The sequence below is a fragment of the Defluviimonas aquaemixtae genome (assembly GCF_900302475.1).
Taxonomy (GTDB): Bacteria; Pseudomonadota; Alphaproteobacteria; order Rhodobacterales; family Rhodobacteraceae; genus Albidovulum; species Albidovulum aquaemixtae.
Window position 1 is genome coordinate 182,739 of sequence record NZ_OMOQ01000001.1, and the last position, 15,577, is coordinate 198,315.

At 65.6% G+C, this 15,577-nt stretch carries 17 protein-coding genes; 9 read left to right on the top strand and 8 right to left on the bottom strand.

Going from position 1 to position 15,577, the window contains the following annotated elements:
* Positions 1 to 180: 180 nt before the first annotated feature.
* The 7 genes from DEA8626_RS01060 to DEA8626_RS01090 all read left to right on the top strand — a co-directional run bounded on the left by DEA8626_RS01060 (position 181) and on the right by DEA8626_RS01090 (position 7,699).
* Positions 181 to 747: a hypothetical protein gene (locus DEA8626_RS01060; RefSeq protein WP_108851225.1), complete on the top strand. Its 567-nt coding sequence runs from the start codon at positions 181 to 183 to the stop codon at positions 745 to 747.
* Between the two features lie 135 nt (positions 748 to 882).
* Positions 883 to 2,616: a dihydroxy-acid dehydratase gene (gene ilvD / locus DEA8626_RS01065; RefSeq protein WP_108851226.1), complete on the top strand. Its 1,734-nt coding sequence runs from the start codon at positions 883 to 885 to the stop codon at positions 2,614 to 2,616.
* On the top strand, positions 2,597 to 3,235 hold the full coding sequence (locus tag DEA8626_RS01070; RefSeq protein WP_146188817.1) for a cation transport ATPase: 639 nt from the start codon (positions 2,597 to 2,599) through the stop codon (positions 3,233 to 3,235). Before ilvD ends, DEA8626_RS01070 begins: the two co-directional genes overlap by 20 nt.
* A gap of 87 nt (positions 3,236 to 3,322) precedes the next feature.
* On the top strand, positions 3,323 to 4,096 hold the full coding sequence (locus tag DEA8626_RS01075) for a DUF6478 family protein (RefSeq protein WP_108853260.1): 774 nt from the start codon (positions 3,323 to 3,325) through the stop codon (positions 4,094 to 4,096).
* 11 nt (positions 4,097 to 4,107) lie between these two features.
* On the top strand, positions 4,108 to 4,485 hold the full coding sequence (locus tag DEA8626_RS01080) for a hypothetical protein (RefSeq protein WP_108851228.1): 378 nt from the start codon (positions 4,108 to 4,110) through the stop codon (positions 4,483 to 4,485).
* Between the two features lie 138 nt (positions 4,486 to 4,623).
* The gene (locus tag DEA8626_RS01085) at positions 4,624 to 6,642 is read left to right on the top strand and encodes an NADPH-dependent 2,4-dienoyl-CoA reductase (RefSeq protein WP_108851229.1); all 2,019 of its coding nucleotides are present in this window, start codon (positions 4,624 to 4,626) and stop codon (positions 6,640 to 6,642) included.
* Positions 6,643 to 6,793: 151 nt separating this feature from the next.
* Positions 6,794 to 7,699: a LysR family transcriptional regulator gene (locus DEA8626_RS01090; RefSeq protein WP_108851230.1), complete on the top strand. Its 906-nt coding sequence runs from the start codon at positions 6,794 to 6,796 to the stop codon at positions 7,697 to 7,699.
* Between the two features lie 42 nt (positions 7,700 to 7,741).
* Here the strand turns inward: DEA8626_RS01090 and DEA8626_RS01095 are convergent, their stop codons facing one another.
* Genes DEA8626_RS01095 through DEA8626_RS01110 form a run of 4 tightly spaced genes read right to left on the bottom strand, consistent with a single transcriptional unit; the run spans position 7,742 to position 10,707 of the window.
* On the bottom strand, positions 7,742 to 8,680 hold the full coding sequence (locus tag DEA8626_RS01095; protein ID WP_108851231.1) for an OmpA family protein: 939 nt from the start codon (positions 8,678 to 8,680) through the stop codon (positions 7,742 to 7,744).
* Positions 8,677 to 9,210: a peroxidase-related enzyme gene (locus DEA8626_RS01100; protein WP_245890679.1), complete on the bottom strand. Its 534-nt coding sequence runs from the start codon at positions 9,208 to 9,210 to the stop codon at positions 8,677 to 8,679. The genes DEA8626_RS01095 and DEA8626_RS01100 overlap by 4 nt, the downstream gene beginning before the upstream one ends.
* 58 nt (positions 9,211 to 9,268) lie before the next feature.
* Positions 9,269 to 9,979, bottom strand: a complete 711-nt coding sequence (locus DEA8626_RS01105) for a GNAT family N-acetyltransferase (RefSeq protein ID WP_108851233.1) — start codon at positions 9,977 to 9,979, stop codon at positions 9,269 to 9,271.
* Entirely contained in the window at positions 9,976 to 10,707 is a 732-nt protein-coding gene (locus DEA8626_RS01110) for a competence/damage-inducible protein A (protein ID WP_108851234.1), read from the bottom strand. Before DEA8626_RS01110 ends, DEA8626_RS01105 begins: the two co-directional genes overlap by 4 nt.
* A gap of 103 nt (positions 10,708 to 10,810) precedes the next feature.
* On the opposite strand from DEA8626_RS01110, the gene map reads away from it, so the two are divergent.
* Positions 10,811 to 11,638, top strand: coding sequence for a type I methionyl aminopeptidase (map, locus tag DEA8626_RS01115; RefSeq protein ID WP_181366323.1), 828 nt, complete (start codon positions 10,811 to 10,813; stop codon positions 11,636 to 11,638).
* Between the two features lie 79 nt (positions 11,639 to 11,717).
* Here the strand turns inward: map and DEA8626_RS01120 are convergent, their stop codons facing one another.
* The 3 genes from DEA8626_RS01120 to DEA8626_RS01130 are packed head-to-tail and all read right to left on the bottom strand — an operon-like array spanning position 11,718 to position 14,130.
* A complete protein-coding gene (locus DEA8626_RS01120) occupies positions 11,718 to 12,365 on the bottom strand; it encodes an HAD family hydrolase (RefSeq protein ID WP_108851235.1) in 648 nt (215 codons plus the stop codon).
* Complete coding sequence (gene rsmD, locus DEA8626_RS01125) at positions 12,362 to 12,925, bottom strand: 16S rRNA (guanine(966)-N(2))-methyltransferase RsmD (protein WP_108851236.1); 564 nt, start codon at positions 12,923 to 12,925, stop codon at positions 12,362 to 12,364. The genes DEA8626_RS01120 and rsmD overlap by 4 nt, the downstream gene beginning before the upstream one ends.
* On the bottom strand, positions 12,922 to 14,130 hold the full coding sequence (locus DEA8626_RS01130; RefSeq protein WP_108851237.1) for an NAD(P)/FAD-dependent oxidoreductase: 1,209 nt from the start codon (positions 14,128 to 14,130) through the stop codon (positions 12,922 to 12,924). The genes rsmD and DEA8626_RS01130 overlap by 4 nt, the downstream gene beginning before the upstream one ends.
* Positions 14,131 to 14,210: 80 nt before the next feature.
* Here DEA8626_RS01130 and DEA8626_RS01135 point away from each other — a divergent pair, with 80 nt between their 5' ends.
* Positions 14,211 to 14,699 (top strand): peroxiredoxin, encoded by a 489-nt coding sequence (locus DEA8626_RS01135; RefSeq protein ID WP_108851238.1) that lies wholly within the window; start codon positions 14,211 to 14,213, stop codon positions 14,697 to 14,699.
* Positions 14,700 to 14,722: 23 nt separating this feature from the next.
* On the opposite strand, the gene DEA8626_RS01140 is transcribed toward DEA8626_RS01135, so the two are convergent.
* Positions 14,723 to 15,559, bottom strand: a complete 837-nt coding sequence (locus DEA8626_RS01140; RefSeq protein ID WP_108851239.1) for a mechanosensitive ion channel family protein — start codon at positions 15,557 to 15,559, stop codon at positions 14,723 to 14,725.
* Positions 15,560 to 15,577: the final 18 nt, after the last annotated feature.

The following is a 15,577-nucleotide window of genomic DNA, read 5'->3' on the forward strand; positions in this document are numbered from 1 at the left end:
CGACGAACCGCCTCTGCACTGCGCGCTGTCGGCCCGACGCACTGACTCTTCGGTCCGGCTCGGAACCGGACCGAAGCGGCGCCTGCACCTGATGCCGACGCTGTAGCGCCCGCTGAACGACTTATTTGTGCCGCTTTCTGCAGCGATAGGTCCCCCCAAGTGTAATGTGGGAATGAACAAATGCGCTCAGTTGCAGCATTGATCCTTTGCCTTGGACTGGCGTGGCCCGCCGGCGCGGCACAGATTTCGGCATTCTCGCAAACGAGGAATGACGGCGTCTACAGCCTGAACAACTGGCAAAGAAGCTACTTCGGCGCACCCACCGCCGACTACATCGCGTTTGTGCGCCTCCGGTCGCCGGCGGGCACGCGCTTCGCAGTGGGCGACACGTTCGATGCCACCACCGCGGCGAACACGGTCGTTTCGAACGGCGCGGCGATCCTTGGTTACCTGAACGGTTCGCACCGGTTCCTGAACTACACCGGCAGTGCCTTCGATACGCTCGGTCTTACGACGATCACGCGCAGCCGCCGAAACTTCGTGCAGGGCTATGCTTTTCTGTTCAGCGCGAGTGCCGGCACGATCAGGCTCGCGGGTAACACCAGATTCAACGCCTCGCAGAGCCGCGGTCTTCTGAGCTTCGCGCCTGCGCCTGTCCCGCTGCCTGCGGCGCTGCCGCTTCTCGGCGGCGCGCTCGGCGCCCTGGGCATCGGGGTGGCGTGGCGTCGCCGGGCGCGGTCGGCCTGACCAGCGACCTTTCGCAATACGGATAACGGGCGGCTCGGGCCGCCCTTTTCGTTGTGCCCCCCGCATCCTGCGCTGGCTTGTGTCCTGCAGCGTGCTCGCCTATTCCAGTGCCGACAGCTTGACGTGAGGCACCCCATGAAGAACCGCCGCTTCGACAAGACCGCCCTGCCCAGCCGCCATGTGACGGAAGGGCCCGCCCGGGCACCGCATCGGTCCTACTTCTACGCGATGGGAATCTCCGAGGAGGAGATTCACCAGCCCTGGGTCGGCGTCGCCACCTGCTGGAACGAAGCTGCGCCCTGCAACATCGCGCTCAATCGTCAGGCTCAGGCGGTGAAGCAGGGCGTGAAGGTCGGCGGCGGCACCCCGCGAGAATTCACGACGATCACCGTTACCGACGGCATCGCGATGGGTCATGAGGGGATGCGCTCCTCGCTCGCGTCGCGCGACGCGATCGCTGACACGGTCGAGCTGACGATGCGCGGGCACTGCTACGACGCGCTCGTGGGCCTCGCGGGCTGCGACAAGAGCCTGCCGGGGATGATGATGGCGATGGTGCGGCTCAACGTGCCGTCGGTCTTCATCTATGGCGGGTCGATCCTGCCGGGGCGGCTGAACGGTCAGGACGTGACCGTGCAGGACGTGTTCGAGGCGGTCGGCAAGCATCAGGCCGGGAACTACTCGGATGCCGAACTGGCGGTGTTGGAGCGCGTCGCCTGCCCGTCAGCGGGTGCCTGCGGCGGCCAGTTCACCGCGAACACGATGGCCTGCGTCAGCGAGGCGATCGGGCTGGCGCTTCTGAACTCCTCGGGTGCGCCCGCGCCTTACGAGAGCCGCGACGAATACGGCAGGGCCTCGGGCGAGGCGGTGATGTCGCTGGTCGAGAAGAACATCCGCGCCCGCGACGTCGTCACGCGCAAGGCGCTGGAGAACGCGGCACGGGTCGTCGCCTGCACCGGCGGTTCGACCAATGCGGGCCTTCACCTGCCGGCCATCGCGCACGAGGTTGGCATCGACTTCGACCTCTTCGATGTTTGCGATATCTTCCACGACACGCCCTATTTCGTCGATCTGAAGCCGGGCGGACAATTCGTCGCCAAGGACCTCTACGAGGTCGGCGGGGTGCCGGTCGTGATGAAGGAACTGCGCAAGGCCGGTATGATCCACGAGGATTGCGTCACGGCGAGCGGCCGGTCGATGGGCGAGGAACTGGATCGGATCACCCGCGAGGCCGATGGCCGCGTGATCTACCCCGCCGCCAAGCCGATCACCAAGACCGGCGGTGTCGTCGGGCTGAGAGGCAACCTCGCTCCGGACGGCGCGATCGTAAAGGTCGCGGGAATGACGCCCGAGGAGCAGGTCTTTTCCGGACCGGCCCGCGTCTTCGAATGCGAGGAGGACGCCTTCGAGGCCGTGAAGGCACGCGCCTACAAGGAAGGCGAGGTCATCGTCATCCGCAACGAAGGCCCTGCAGGCGGGCCGGGGATGCGCGAGATGCTGGCGACGACGGCCGCGCTGTCGGGCCAGGGCATGGGCAAGAAGGTGGCGCTGATCACCGATGGCCGCTTCTCGGGCGCGACGCGTGGCTTCTGCGTCGGCCATGTCGGCCCCGAAGCGGCTCATGGCGGGCCCATCGCGCTTCTGAAGGACGGCGACATGATCACGCTCGACGCGATCAAGGGCGAGCTGTCGGTGGCGCTTTCCGACGAAGAGCTGGCCAAGCGGAAGACCGACTGGAAGGGCCCGCGCGAAACGCAATATGCCTCGGGCGCGCTGTGGAAATATGCCCAGCTTGTCGGCGGCGCGCGCGAAGGCGCGGTCACTCATCCCGGCGCCAGGGCGGAGCGCCATGTTTACATGGACCAGTAAGCTCGGCGCGGTACTTGCCGCCCTCACGGCTCTCTCGGCCTGCGTGCCGAGCGAAATGGGCATGCTGTCGGCGAGCGCTTCGCGCGCTATGGCCGTCTCGGGCGGGGCGGTCACGGTGGCGGGCCCAACGGGGTACTGCGTCGACAAGGGCCCGAGCCGCGACAGCCCTACTGGTGCTTTCGTCCTGCTTGGCACCTGCGCGGCGCTGACCGGATCGGCCACGACCGGGCAGCCGACATATCCCGCCATTCTGACCGCGACCGTTCTGCCGGGTGCGCCTGACGGTGCTTTCGAGGAGCACCTGCCCGCGATGGCGGCTTTCTTCCGCTCCGATCCCGGGCGGGCCGCGCTCAGCCGCTCGGGCCGGGCAGAAGACGTGACACTCTCTCAGGTCTTGTCGCGTGGCGACGTGCTCTACCTACGGCTTCAGGACAGGTCGGCGGTTGCCGGGCAGCCGGTGGAATCGGAATATTGGCGCGCGATCCTTCAGGTGCGCGGACGCATCGTGACGTTGTCGGCGCTCGGTTTGCAGGATCGGCCCGTTCCGACGCAAGAGAAGCGGCGCGTGCTGGAAGCCTTTGTCGCGCGCGTCCTGGCGGCAAACGCCGCGCAGGGCTAAGGCGCCTCGGGCTTGCGTGCGCCCGCAAAGAAAACCATAAGTCATGGATGTTTCCTTCGAGTGGCCAATCCGCAGCGGCGTCAGGCGATGCGCAACAACATTGACACATTGCTCGATCGGCTCCTGTTGAGGCGTACGCGTGTGCGATGGCAGGACATGGCCGAGCGCGCGGCGCGGCTCGACGCCGACGGGCTCAGGGAGTTGCGCGGTTCTGCGCGGGAACTCAGGCGCGAACTGGATCAAGTGCTGCGTGTCGCCGAGGAGCAGCTTGCGCTGCCATCGACCGATCTGAACGCCGTCCGCAAGCCTCTCATGGCCGACTGGGCGTGGCGGCCCGAGCTCTGGCGTGATCCGGTTGCGCCGGCGGGCATAGCGGGCGTCGAGAACGGCGCCGGATTCGGCAGCGAGGCCACGATATTCCACGATTGCCCGCTAAATGAACTCGCAGTGCGCCAGTACCGGAACCCGCGCGACGCCGAACTTGCGCCCTACAGCTACCGCATGGACGTGTTCGGTTTCGACGGCTCCTTTCTGTCCCTCGTCCTCAATCTGCCGGGGGAAGCGGTCGAGGGGCTTACGCTTGGTCACGTGATCCGCCTCGACGCGGCCGTCGAAATGGAGAGGCCGAAGAAGATCTTCGCCCGCCTGAACGTCCGACACGGCCCCAACACCGAACAGATCGTGCGGGAACTGCCCTTGATGTCGGACGAGGTGATGGTGGAATTCGACCTCGCCTACAGCAAGATGAACGAAAAGCGGGTGGAGCGGGCCTGGCTGGACCTGATCTTTGACGAGCCAGCGATGAACCAGATCACGTTGCGCGACCTCACGATGAGCCGCCGCCCGCGCGCCGAGATATGAGGGGCGAAGGGATGAGCGGAATAACACTGCGCGCGTCTGGCATCAGATCAGGGCATTGGGAGGGCGAGATCGAAGCGCAGGGCGACGTGCCGCCCTCAGTCGAGATATGGCACATGGAGCAGCGCCTCGACGGTGCCGAAATCGCGCCTTCCGGCGAGCCGGGCCGTTGGCGGGCGCGCGTGCCGATCCCCCCCGAGGCATTGAACGACGGCGTGCAGACCTTTCTTGTCAGCGATGGGGCGAGCAATGCACGGATCGGTCAGTTCACGATCATCGCAGGTGTGCCGCTCGAAGAGGACATAAGGGCTGAGATCGGTCTGCTGCGCGCCGAGCTCGACATTCTGAAGAAGGCGTTCCGACGCCACTGCGCCGAGAAACCGGGGCAGTAAGATCATTGCCCGCGAATTCGCCGTCCGCGGTATGGCGCTAATGCGCCCACGCACCCCGAACGTGTCCGTGACGCAACGTTGGGGATGACCGCGCGGCGCGCTTGTCCCATCTTCCCGGACAAACGAGGAGAGCCATCCATGTCGCCCTATCCCCATCTGCTTGCGCCGCTCGACCTTGGCCATGTGACGCTTCCGAACCGTGTGCTGATGGGGTCGATGCACACCAATCTCGAAGAGACCGGGGACTGGAACCGCATTGCCGAATTCTACGCGACGCGCGCGCGCGGCGGCGTGGCGCTGATGGTCACGGGCGGCATGGCGCCGAACCGCGAGGGCGGCGTGTTCCCCGGCGCGGCCGGACTATACACGCCTGAGGACATCGCCAACCACCGGGTCGTCACCGACCGCGTGCGTGATGCCGGCGGACGGATCGCCATGCAGATCCTCCATGCCGGGCGCTATGCCTATGGACCGGATTGCGTGGCCCCGTCGCCGATCAAATCGCCGATCTCCCCCTTCCCGCCGAGGGAGCTTGACGAGGCCGGGATCGAAAAGCAGGTCGCCGACATCGCGACCGCTGCGGCGAGGGCGCAGGAAGCGGGCTATGACGGCGTCGAGGTGATGGGGTCCGAAGGCTATTTCCTCAACGAATTCCTCGTGACCCACACGAACAAGCGGACCGACCGTTGGGGCGGGTCCCACGAAAACCGGATGCGACTGCCGGTCGAGGTCGTGCGCCGCGTGCGCGCAGCAGTCGGCGAAGACTTCATCATCATCTATCGGATTTCGCTTCTCGATCTCGTGCCCAATGGGCAGAGCTGGGACGAGGTCGTGACCCTCGCCAAGGCCATAGAGGGGGTTGGTGCCTCGATCCTGAACACCGGGATCGGCTGGCACGAGGCGCGAATCCCGACGATCGCGACTAGCGTTCCGCGCCGCGCCTTTGCGTGGGTGACGAAGAAGCTCATGGGCGAGGTCGGGGTGCCGGTCATCACCTCGAACCGGATCAACACGCCGGACGTTGCCGAGGCGGTGCTGGCCGAGGGCTGCGCCGACATGGTCTCGATGGCGCGGCCCTTCCTCGCGGACCCAGACTTCGTGAAGAAGGCGGCCGAGGGGCGGGCGGACGAGATCGCGCCCTGCATCGCCTGCAACCAGGCCTGCCTCGACCACACGTTCCAGGGCAAGATCTCGACCTGCCTCGTCAATCCGCGCGCCTGTTTTGAGACGGAACTCGTCATCGCGCCGGCAAAGCAAGCCAAGCGCGTCGCCGTTGTGGGCGCGGGGCCGGCCGGACTTTCGGCGGCGCTGACGCTGGCAGAACGCTGTCACCAAGTCACGCTTTTCGAACGGGCCGAGCGGATCGGCGGTCAGCTCAACCTCGCCCGGCAGGTGCCCGGGAAGGAAGAGTTTCACGGGTTCGTCGAGTGGTTCGAGACGATGATCGCGAGGAGCGGCATCGAGGTCCGGCTCGGTGCGGAGGCTACGGCCGACATGCTCGACGGGTTCGATGATGTCGTGATCGCGACGGGCGTGCGGCCGCGCGATCCGGCCATCCCGGGCCAGGATGGTGACAACGTCCTGAGCTACGTCCAAGTCCTCGAAGGCGCGCCGGTCGGTCCGCGCGCGGCTATCGTCGGGGCCGGCGGCATCGGCTTTGACGTCGCGGAGTTCCTGAGCCAGAAAGGGACGAGCCCGACGCTCGAACTCGATGAGTGGCTCAGCGAGTGGGGGGTTGCGGATCCGGCGCAGATTCCGGGCGGGTTGGGCACGCCGAAGCCCGAGGAACCAGCACGGCAGGTGACGCTTCTGCAGCGCAAGGCGGAGAAGCCCGGACGCAGGCTCGGCAAGACGACGGGCTGGATACACCGTGCAACACTTACTGCCAAAGGGGTGCAGATGTTGGCCGGTGTGAACTACGAACGTATTGATTCGGAAGGACTTCACGTCACGTCCGGTCCGGATGGTGCGGAGCCGAGAGTGATCGAAGCCGATACCGTCGTCCTTTGTGCCGGCCAGGAAAGCGAACGCGGTCTGGCAGACATCTTGATCCAGCGTGGTGTTTCCACTCATATCATCGGAGGCGCGGATCTGGCAGCCGAACTCGATGCGAAGCGAGCCATCGGCCAGGGCACACGCCTCGCCGCAACGCTTTGACCAGCCTTTGTTAAGCATTTGGCGCCGATCGGCGGTTATTTGCCACTTTGGTTCCCGACTTTACCCCAGTCTTGACCGGCAAGCTCCGCAATATTGCCCGAATTGGTCGTGATACCTGTCAGCGGCGGGCAATGTTTTTGACGGGTGCACAATGGATAGACTCACAGAGATGGAGGCCTTCGCCACTGTCGTAGATCAGGGGGGATTTACGGACGCGGCGAAGAAGATGGGGATTTCTAAGTCCGCAGTCTCCAAACATGTGTCATCACTCGAAGCGCGTCTGGGGGCGCGGCTTCTGAACCGAACGACCCGCCGCGTATCGCCCACCGAAATCGGCCTTGCCTATTACGATCGCGCCCGCCGCGTGCTCAACGATGCCGGAGAGGCCGACGCGCTGGTCACATCGATGCAATCCGCGCCGTCCGGGCTTCTGCGGATTTCCGTGGCCACCGATTTCGGGGTGAACCTGCTCTCGCCGATCCTTGGCGATTTCCTTCTCGAGTATCCCGAGATCACGGTGAATATGGTGCTCAACAACCGCTATGTGGAGCTGATCTCGGAAGGCTTCGACATGGCGATCCGTGTTGGCGAGCTGGAAGATTCCACGCTGCGCGCCCGTAAGCTGACCGAGACTGCCAAACGGATGGTCGGCGCACCGAGCTATTTCCAGAAATACGGCCGCCCGCAGAAGATCGATGACCTGAACGAGCACAAGCTGTTGCACTATTCCAACCAGGCGGCGGGGAACGTCTGGAAGATCACCGCGCCCTCTGGCGAGAAGCGTCAGGTCCGGACGGCAGGCTGGCTGACCGTGAATGACGGCCAGTCGCTTCTCAACGCCGCGATCTCGGGGCTTGGCATCGCCTATCTGCCATCTTTCCTTTATGCCGATGCGCTGAGCAAAGGCCTTGTGGAAGAAGCGATCCCCGAGCTGCCGGTCGAGACGTTGGGCATCTACGCTGTCTACCCGCCGGGCCGATTTACCCAGCCCAAGGTGCGCGCCTTCATCGACTTCCTCGCGCAGTCGTTCTCCGACAAGGGGCCGAACGACTGGTGACGGGCAATCCCGTTCAACGAGTGACGAAGTACGAGTGGACTATCAGTGGGTCGAGGCGATCATCGCCTCGACCCTTCTGTTTCGGGTGCGCCCTTCAGGCGTGAGATTGCTCGCGATCGGGCTGAGATAACCGACGCCGTCGGCCGACAGCTGTGCCGGGTTGACGCCATGGGCCGAGACCAGTCGCTCCATCACGGACCGCGCGCGCTGGCGTGACAGCGAGACATTCGCATCGAGCGAGCCTTCCGCATCCGTATGGCCGACTAGCGCGATGCGGCGTCCGGGGTTGCGGCCGAGCCACGCGGCAAGCGCGGAGAGCGAGGCGAAGTCGCCTTCTGACAGCCGCGCCGAGCCGGAATCGAAGGCAAGATCCTGAAGCACGACCTTGCCGGCGTTATTGAGCGCCGTCGTCACTCCATCCGCGTCGGTGGGCAGGGGCGGGCGTGCCGACGCCGGCACCGGCTTGGCGAGCGCGGCGGGCTTGGCCATCGCAGCTCCCACGCGGGTCATCTGCACGAAGCCGCTGTCGGCCGACCGGCTGACGAGCAGGCTGACATAATCGGGCACCGGCCCCGCCACGCGCCGCGCCGAGAGGAAGCGGAAATCGCCCAGATCGACGTGCATCTCGGGTTCGGGCAAGACACGGGTCGAGAAGCGGAAATCGAAGCCGCCGCACGCGTCGGTCTCGCATTCGAAGAGCACATCGAACCCCTCGGCAATAAGCTGGTCGCGCAATTCGGCAATCAGCGCCATCGTCGTGATATCGGCACCGCGAATGCGCCACGCGGTTTGCGTGACCTCGCCTTCCGTCGCCACCGTCTCGGCCTGCCCGTCGGACCAGGGGCCTATCGGCAGCGCGTAGCTGCCCATGGCACGCGCCTCTTCGGCCGTGCGGTCGGCCTGCCTAGGCAGGACGAGCGTCGGCGCCGCCAGCGCGGCCGCCGGCACACACATGAGAAGGGCGAGCGCGAGCGATTTCATCGGCGCCTCCCGTGATATTCCGGGTTGGGCTCCATCGCGGTCGCAGATGCAATACGGTTCGTCATGTTGAAGAACCCCGTGACCGAGGCGATATCCCAAATGTCGCGTTCAACGAAGCCCGCGTCCCTGAGAATCTGCCGATCGCTTTCCTCGACCCTGGACGACGAAAGCGTCAATTTTTCGGCGAATTCCAGCATCGCCCGCTGGCGCGCCGACAGGGGTGCCACGCGCCAGTTCATCACGAGCGCTTCGCCCAGCGTCGGATCGCCTGAAAGTTCGCGCACCGCGGCGCCGTGGGCGACCTGGCAGTACCAGCAGCGATTGAGCGACGAGACCGCGACGGCGATCATCTCGCGTTCGAGCTTCGAGAGCCCGCTGTCGGCCAGCATCAGGTCGTTGTAGAAGGCGGTGAAGGCGTCGAGCTTGTCGATGTCGAACGCGTAGGCCCTGAGCACGTTGGGCACGAGGCCGAGCTTCTCCATGCACACGTCGAAATACTTCCGGGTCGCGTCCGGAAGGGGCCTGACCATGGGAAGATCAAGCGCCGTGGGGCTGGCACCGTTGTCCTTCAACTGCTCCGCTTGCCTCTTATGGTTGTCTTGAGCGGTAGTGATAGTGTCCCACAATCTGCATGCCGAGGGAAGAATAGAGCGCATTTGCCGACTGATTCGCCTGGGTCACAAGCACTGAAAACCGTTCCGCCCCATGATGTTGCGCCCACCCGGCGGATTTCCGCACAATGTTGAGCGCGGATCCTTGCCGACGCTGGTCGGGGATCACGTAAAGCGCGTGCATCATCGCCGTTTCCGTGTGAATCGCGACGTAGGCGACGCCCGATGCGCGGTCCCGGACGCGGCCGAGGATCGCGGTCTTGGGAGCCTCCGCCCGCTCCATCACGGCGAGGCGGGCGGGTCCGATCCCGCCCTCGGCCCAGAGATCGCGCATCATCGCGAGCGGCGGCCAGAGCGCGAAGGCGGAGATCGGCTTCGGCGGCGGCTCGGCAAGAGAGGCGGAGGGGCCGGAATAGATATGAACCGGGTCCTTGATCCGGTAGCCGCGTTCGGCAAGCGCGGCGTCGAGGTCGTCCTCATCCGCGCGGATCATGAAGAGGGGCGGCTGGCCGAGCGCCTGGTGCACCGCCTCGGCGGCGTCGATGTCCGTCTCGCTCCAGGAACCCTCGGCTGTGGCGCAGGAGACGCGCTGGCCGCCGCCTCGGCCCTCGCGCACGACAAACGCGCCCGCGGCGTGCTGGGCGGCTGCGGGCCAGGTCGCCTCGCCCACCGCGAAGAGGTCCGTCATGGGGCCGCGTCCGGGAAGAGCGCGGCGAGCCGCGCCATCGCGGCGTCGATCCGCGCCGGGTCGGTTCCCCGGATCACGATGTTCGCGCCGTAGACGCCGTTCACGATGAACGGGTAGGAGCCGATGCTCAGGTCGGAGAATTCCTCGGCCAGCGCGCCGAGCGGGCCGGCGATCACGCCCTCGCCCTGGTCGATCCGGAGCGTCTGGCTGAAAAGCGGCTTGCCGCCCGTCAGCTGGGGCAGGAGCGAGGCGACCATCGCGCGGAAGATGTCCGGCACGCCGGCCATCACGTGGACGTTTTCCAGGCTGAAGCCGGGCGCGGCGGAAATCGGGTTCTCGATCAGCTGCGCGCCTTCGGGCATGCGCGCCATCCGCTTGCGCGCCGCGTTGAATTCGAGCCCCGAGCGGTCGTAATGCGCCGCGAGGATCGCGCGCGCGTCCTCGCGGATGTCGAGCGAAACGCCGAAAGCCTCGGCGACGGCGTCGGCGGTGATGTCGTCATGCGTCGGGCCGATGCCGCCCGAGGTGAAGACATGGGTACAGGCGGCACGGAGCGCGTTGACGGCAGCCGCGATCGCCGCCCGCTCGTCGGAGACGATGCGAACTTCCTTCAGGTCGATCCCGATCCGCACGAGTTCGCCGGCGAGGTAATGCATGTTCGCGTCACGGGTGCGGCCCGACAGGATCTCGTCCCCGACGATCAGTATGGCGGCGGTGGGGTTGGGCATGGCGGTCTTCCCTGGCTGCGCAAATCGGTATAGGGCGCGACGCTTCCGGGCGGAAGCCCCCGGCTCTGGCCAAAGCAGCGAAGCTTCACTATCTAGTTTCGGTATGGAGCGGAAGGAGAGCTTTGTGGATGACCCGCGCGGCCGTCTGACCAAGGACGGGATCAGGATCTACGAGCCGGCGGATTTCGCCGGCATGCACGCGGCCGGGCGGCTCGCGGCCGAGATCCTCGACGAGGTGGCCGATCTCGTCCAGCCCGGGGTGACGACCGGGGCGCTCGACGATTTCATCCACGGCCGGGTCGAGGCGGCGGGTGCACGCTCGGCGACGATCGGCTATCGCGGCTATCAGCATGCGTCCTGCATTTCCGTGAACCACGTCGTCTGCCACGGGATCCCGGGGCCGAAAGTGCTGAAGGACGGGGATATCCTCAACATCGATGTGACCGTGGTCGTCGATGGCTGGTATGGCGATACGAGCCGGATGTATGTCGCGGGATCGCTTTTGCGCAAGGCTGACAGGCTGATAGAGGTCACCCATGACGCGCTGATGAAGGGGATCGAGGCCGTTCGGCCCGGCAACACTTTCGGCGATATCGGATATGCGATTCAGACCTATGTCGAATTGCAAAGGATGAGCGTGGTGCGCGATTTCTGCGGTCACGGCCTCGGCCGGGTGTTCCACGCCCCGCCCAACGTCTTGCACTATGGACGCGAGGGGACGGGACCGCGACTTGAAGAAGGCATGTTCTTCACGATAGAGCCGATGGTGAACTTGGGCCGGCCCGAGACCAAGGTTCTTGCCGACGACTGGACCGCAGTTACGCGCGACAAGTCGCTTTCGGCGCAATTCGAGCATTCGGTGGGCGTGACGGCGGACGGATGCGAGATTTTCACGCTGTCGCCTGCAGGGCGGTTCTTTCCGACCAAGTGACGGGATCGCTGGCGGGAACCGGCCCCGTGCGCGCGGCTACCTCCCGCGCCCTCCCGGAGTATTTGCAAACAGTATAAGATCAGAGGCCGAGAAGCGCCGGCAGGTCGTCCATGCGCCGGAACACGCGGGCGCCCTCCCGTTCGAGGCGGGCACCGCCGCCATTCGGGGCGTAGCCGAAGCAGGCCATGCCGGCAGCGCGCGCGGCGCGGGCACCAGTCGGACTGTCTTCGATGACCACGCACTCACTCGATGCGGCGCCGAGATGGGCGGCGGCGTGAAGATAGAGGTCAGGCGCCGGTTTCGGGCGGGCGACGTCGTGGCGCGAGAAGATCCGGCCCCTGAGCCGCGCGTGCACCTCGGGATGCTGGCCGAGCGTGATCTCCATCTTCCGGTGGGGGCCGTTCGAGCCGACAGCATAGGGAATCGCTGCGCCGTCCAGCACGTCGAGAAGCGTGGCAACGCCAGGGATCAGCGGCGTGCCCTCGGCGAGGCGGGCGAAGATTTCGTCGTAGACCTCGTCGAGCCAGTTTTCAGGCAGCGTCGCCCCCATGGAACGGGCGGTCTCTCCGACACTTGCCATCGTGCCCCCGATGAACAGGGCTCCGGCCCGCTCGGCGGGGATATCGAGCCCGTATCTCGCGAGATTGGCGGAGACGACGACATCCGTCATCGGCTCGCTGTCCACCAGGACGCCGTCGCAGTCGAACAGAACGGCGGCCGGCCTCATTCGGGCGCCCTCAGGATCGTGATGACGGTATCGCCATATTTGCGCTGATCGAGCTGCTCGAAGCCTTCCGGCGGAACCGGCGCGGCGCTTTCCTCCCACACGATCATCGCGCGAGGGGTGAGCCAGCGCCCCTCGACGCAGGATGCGAGTGCGGCTTCTCCGAGTTCTCGGCCGTAAGGCGGGTCGAGGAAGACGAGATCGAAACCCGGGCCCCGGTTCGGACCCATGCGGGTAGCGTCGCGGCGCCAGACATCCATCACGCCCATCGCGCGCATCAGGTCAATGTTGCGCTGCAAAAGCGCGCGCGCGGCCGCGCCGTCGTCGACAAATGCGACCCGCGCCGCGCCGCGCGACAGCGCTTCCAGTCCGAGCGCACCGGTGCCAGCAAAGAGGTCCAGGACGCGGGCACCCTGAACGGGGTTGCCGTAGGGTCCGTTCATCAGAAGATTGAAGATCGCTTCGCGCACGCGGTCAGAGGTGGGGCGCAGCTGGGCCGCCTGATCGCCGAGCCCCACCTCGGCGAGTTTCAGCCCGCGTTTCTCACCACCGATGATCCTCATCCTTTCAGAAGCGGCTTGAGATCGGTTTCCGGGTCGGCAATGACGGCTGGATCAGGCGATTTCCCCATTTCGATCAGCCTTTTGCCGATCATGTAGGCGCGCGCGTCATTCATCGCGTCGATCGCGAGGAGGTCGCCGCCCCGGTAATACCAGAAGCTGACCGCAGCGCCGTCCGCCTTGCGGGTGACGATCCGGTCATAGCCGGTGTTGAGCCCGGCGATCTGCAGCTTCACGTCATACTGATCCGACCAGAACCACGGCTGCGCCGCGTAGGGCGCCTCTGCGCCGAGCATGTTGGCAGCGACGATTTCGGCCTGGTCGATTGCGTTGCCGACGCTTTCGAGACGGATGCGGCCGCCCTTGTAGGGAAAGGACGCGCAGTCGCCGGCCGCCCAGATGTTCGGGTCGGAGGATCGGCCGAATTCGTCCGTGTGAATCCCATTGTCGATCTCGAGTCCCGCCTCCTCGGCGAGAAGTGTCGCGGGCGTGATGCCAACACCGACAATGGCGAAATCGACCTGGAGTTCCGTCCCGTTCGACAGGACGGCGCCGGAGACGTGATCCTCTCCGGTCAGCCGGTCGAGGCCAATGTTCTCGAGGATTTTCACGCCGTGCTCAGAGTGCACGTTCCGGAAGTAGTCCGATGTTTCCGGTGCCGCGACCCGCTGAAGGATACGCGGCGCCATCTCGATCAGCGTGACGTCGAGGCCGAGCTTCGCACCCACCGCCGCGGCTTCAAGCCCGATATAGCCGCCGCCGACGATCAGAAGCTTTCGGCCTGCCACGAATTCCGGCGCCATGGCATCGACATCGGCGAGCGTGCGGACCGTGTAGACCCCAGGCAACTCACCACCGATGGCGGTCGGAAGGCGGCGCGGGCGCGAGCCGGTCGTAAGCGCCAACTGGTCGTACGGAATGGTCTCTCCACCGACGCGCACCGTCCTGGCGGTCCGGTCGATTGCGGTTACGGTGTTGCCGAGCTTCAGCGTCACCATCTGCTCGTCCCAGAAAGACGGTGCGCGGAGGTAGAGCCGATCCAGCTCCATTTCGCCGAGGAGGTAGCCCTTGGACAGCGGCGGGCGCTGGTAGGGAGGGGCGGGCTCCTCTCCGATCAGCGTCACCGACGCGTCATAGCCAAGCGAGCGCAGCTTGGCGGCCAGCGACGCGCCGGCCTGCCCCGCGCCGACGATGACGATCCCGCTCATGGCACAACTCCCTCTGGCCGATGGTCGCGCGGACCCTATATCGTGGCATTGGGAAAACGCAACGCGAGAGGATCAGACACATGGCGATTTCGGAGGGAGAGCGGCTGCCCGGGGCGACGCTCCTATCCATAGGCGAGAACGGGCCAGAGACGGTCGAGCTGGAGGCCAAACTCAAGGGGCGGAAGGTGATCATCTTCGGTCTTCCGGGCGCCTTCACGCGCACCTGTTCCTCGGCCCACGTGCCGAGCTTCATCCGCACGGCCGACGCGTTTCGCGCGAAGCAGGTGGACGAGATCATCTGCGTCGCTGTCAACGATCCTTTCGTCATGCATGCCTGGGGCGAGGCGACCGGGGCGACCGCCGCGGGCATCACAATGCTCGGCGATGCCTCGGCGGAGTTCACGCGGGCGCTGGGAATGACGTTCTCGGCTCCGGCGTCGGGTTTCTTCGACCGCTCGAAGCGCTACGCGCTTTGTGCCGAGGACGGTGTCGTCAAGGTGCTTCACGTGGAGGAAGGTCGCGGCGTGTGCGACACATCGGGCGGCGAGTCCATGCTCGCCGCGATCTGATCCGCGTTGCGGTGGTTCGCGCCTTAGGCCGCCTCGGCCGCCGGGCCGACGAGGTGACGGGTCGGAAACGGAATGTCGATGCCTTCGGCGTCGAACCGGTCCTTCACCACGCGCTTCAGGTCGCAGGTCGTGTCCCACCAGTCTCCGCGATCCACCCAGACCCGGACCGTGAAATCGACCGAGCTGTCGCCGAGATTGGTGACCTTCACGAATGGCTCCGGCTCGGCATGGATGCGCTCGTCCGAGGCGATCACGTCGTGCAGAACGCGCTCGACCTTCTTCAGGTCGCTGTCATAGGCGACGCCGAAAGTCAGATCGACGCGCCGCGTCGGGTTCACTGAGTAGTTGGTAATCTTGTTCGACCAGATGTCGCCGTTGGGCACAATGACCTGGACGTTGTCGAGCGTCGCGAGCTCGGAAAAGATGAGGGTGATCTCCTTGACCGTGCCCGACGTGCCGGCGACTTCGACGTAGTCGCCCGTCCTGAAAGGCCGGAACAGGATCAGCATCACGCCTGCGGCGATGTGCGACAGCGTCCCCTGAAGCGCCAGCCCGATTGCCAGCCCCGCCGCACCAATCAGCGCGACGAGCGAGGTGGTCTGGATGCCGAACCTGTTGAGAATGAATATTCCGGCCAGCGCGAGAATCGCGTATTTCAGCAGGCTCCCGAGAAAGCCGAACAGCGTATCGTCAATTTTCGGATAGCGATGCGAAATCGCGAGCACCCGGCGTTTCGCCCAGCCCGCGACGAAAAGCGCGACGATCAGGATGAGGATCGCGTAGAGCACGTTCAGCGCAATCTGCAGCGCCATGTCGATGCGATCCTGGGTGATCAGTTCCGACCAGTTCGTGAATTCCATGTCTGTCCCCTTGCCGTC

What these genes read in the sequence shown, in the direction of transcription:
- DEA8626_RS01060 (WP_108851225.1), top strand. Translation starts at nt 181, where the DNA reads ATGCGCTCAGTTGCAGCATTGATCCTTTGCCTTGGACTGGCGTGGCCC.
- ilvD (WP_108851226.1), top strand. Translation starts at nt 883, where the DNA reads ATGAAGAACCGCCGCTTCGACAAGACCGCCCTGCCCAGCCGCCATGTG.
- DEA8626_RS01070 (WP_146188817.1), top strand. Translation starts at nt 2,597, where the DNA reads ATGTTTACATGGACCAGTAAGCTCGGCGCGGTACTTGCCGCCCTCACG.
- DEA8626_RS01075 (WP_108853260.1), top strand. Translation starts at nt 3,323, where the DNA reads ATGCGCAACAACATTGACACATTGCTCGATCGGCTCCTGTTGAGGCGT.
- DEA8626_RS01080 (WP_108851228.1), top strand. Translation starts at nt 4,108, where the DNA reads ATGAGCGGAATAACACTGCGCGCGTCTGGCATCAGATCAGGGCATTGG.
- DEA8626_RS01085 (WP_108851229.1), top strand. Translation starts at nt 4,624, where the DNA reads ATGTCGCCCTATCCCCATCTGCTTGCGCCGCTCGACCTTGGCCATGTG.
- DEA8626_RS01090 (WP_108851230.1), top strand. Translation starts at nt 6,794, where the DNA reads ATGGATAGACTCACAGAGATGGAGGCCTTCGCCACTGTCGTAGATCAG.
- DEA8626_RS01095 (WP_108851231.1), bottom strand. Translation starts at nt 8,680, where the DNA reads ATGAAATCGCTCGCGCTCGCCCTTCTCATGTGTGTGCCGGCGGCCGCG.
- DEA8626_RS01100 (WP_245890679.1), bottom strand. Translation starts at nt 9,210, where the DNA reads ATGGTCAGGCCCCTTCCGGACGCGACCCGGAAGTATTTCGACGTGTGC.
- DEA8626_RS01105 (WP_108851233.1), bottom strand. Translation starts at nt 9,979, where the DNA reads ATGACGGACCTCTTCGCGGTGGGCGAGGCGACCTGGCCCGCAGCCGCC.
- DEA8626_RS01110 (WP_108851234.1), bottom strand. Translation starts at nt 10,707, where the DNA reads ATGCCCAACCCCACCGCCGCCATACTGATCGTCGGGGACGAGATCCTG.
- map (WP_181366323.1), top strand. Translation starts at nt 10,811, where the DNA reads ATGGAGCGGAAGGAGAGCTTTGTGGATGACCCGCGCGGCCGTCTGACC.
- DEA8626_RS01120 (WP_108851235.1), bottom strand. Translation starts at nt 12,365, where the DNA reads ATGAGGCCGGCCGCCGTTCTGTTCGACTGCGACGGCGTCCTGGTGGAC.
- rsmD (WP_108851236.1), bottom strand. Translation starts at nt 12,925, where the DNA reads ATGAGGATCATCGGTGGTGAGAAACGCGGGCTGAAACTCGCCGAGGTG.
- DEA8626_RS01130 (WP_108851237.1), bottom strand. Translation starts at nt 14,130, where the DNA reads ATGAGCGGGATCGTCATCGTCGGCGCGGGGCAGGCCGGCGCGTCGCTG.
- DEA8626_RS01135 (WP_108851238.1), top strand. Translation starts at nt 14,211, where the DNA reads ATGGCGATTTCGGAGGGAGAGCGGCTGCCCGGGGCGACGCTCCTATCC.
- DEA8626_RS01140 (WP_108851239.1), bottom strand. Translation starts at nt 15,559, where the DNA reads ATGGAATTCACGAACTGGTCGGAACTGATCACCCAGGATCGCATCGAC.